Source organism: Klenkia sp. PcliD-1-E (genome assembly GCF_024124375.1).
Taxonomy (GTDB): Bacteria; Actinomycetota; Actinomycetes; order Mycobacteriales; family Geodermatophilaceae; genus Klenkia.
This window is the reverse complement of record NZ_JAMXRZ010000259.1, coordinates 1-1,176: the sequence shown is the minus strand read 5'-3', so window position 1 is coordinate 1,176 and position 1,176 is coordinate 1. Positions and strand designations below refer to the sequence as shown.

1 protein-coding gene is annotated in these 1,176 nt (G+C 70.5%); it reads left to right on the top strand.

Features of this window, described 5'->3' with window-relative positions; genetic code table 11:
• Positions 1-249: 249 nt before the first annotated feature.
• Positions 250-1,176: IS110 family transposase (locus NH342_RS23030; protein ID WP_253018716.1), on the top strand; the 927-nt coding region annotated here is incomplete at its 3' end.

Sequence of the window (1,176 nt, the reverse complement as noted above, 5' to 3'; positions counted from 1 at the left end):
CTAATGGGGCTTACCGGGCCTCCCGTTGTCTGGAAGGTTCGGTGCCGGTAGCGGCCGGTGGGTCAGCACTCTCTTGGACTGGAACGCTCCTGATTCCTAGGCTCAGATCGTGCGCCCACCGGTCGTGAGGGGGCGTGACCGCTGATGGGATGACGTGCCCCGGGCGTTGCTCGGTGAGCACTTGGCCATTAGTCCGCTGGCTGTCTCCTCCACGCTGCCGACCGCGGTGGGTCGACTGGAGGGGGCGCGATGTTGTTCGTGGGGGATGACTGGGCCGAGGACCACCACGACGTGGAGGTCCAAGACGATCAGGGACGCCGGCTGGCGCGGGCCCGGTTGCCCGAGGGCATCGCTGGGCTGACCCGGCTGCACGAGCTGATCGCCGAACATCTGGGCGAGGACGATGTCGACCCGTTGACCGGGTTCGTCGCGCAGAACGTGGTGGTCGGGATCGAGACCGACCGCGGGACATGGGTGTCTGCGCTGGTCGCGGCCGGCTACCAGGTGTTCCCGCTGAACCCGGTGCAGGTGGCCCGCTACCGGGAACGGCATGGTGCCTCCGGGGCCAAGTCCGACCGCGGTGATGCCCACGTGCTGGCCGAGGTCGTCCGACTCGACCGGGCCCACCACCGGCCGATGGCCGGGGACAGCCCGCAGGTGGAGGCGCTGAAGATGGTCGCCCGGGTGCACCAGAGCGCGATCTGGGACCGCACCCGCCACGTCCTGCGGCTGCGATCGGCGTTGCGGGAGTTCTTTCCCGCCGCGCTGGAGGCTTTCACCGACCTGGCCGCCCCCGACGCCTTGGAACTGCTGGAGCGCGCCCCGGACCCGGCTCGAGCAGCCCGACTGTCCCGGTCGAAGATCACCGCTGCCCTGACCCGGGCCCGTCGCCGCGACCCCGAGACCAAGGCCGAGGTAATCCAGACGCTGCTACGAGCACCGGCGCTGCGCCTGGCACCGGAGATCGAGGCCGCCTACGCCGCGATCGTGGCCAGCCACGTCCGGCTCATCGCCTCACTCAACAGCGAGATCACCTCCCTGCAGGCGGTGGTGGCCGAGGGTTTTGGCCGGCACCCGGACGCTGAGATCGTGACCAGCCAGCCCGGGCTGGGAGCGGTACTGGGCGCCCGGGTGCTCGCCGAGTTCGGCGACGACCACGCCCGCTACGCCGACGCC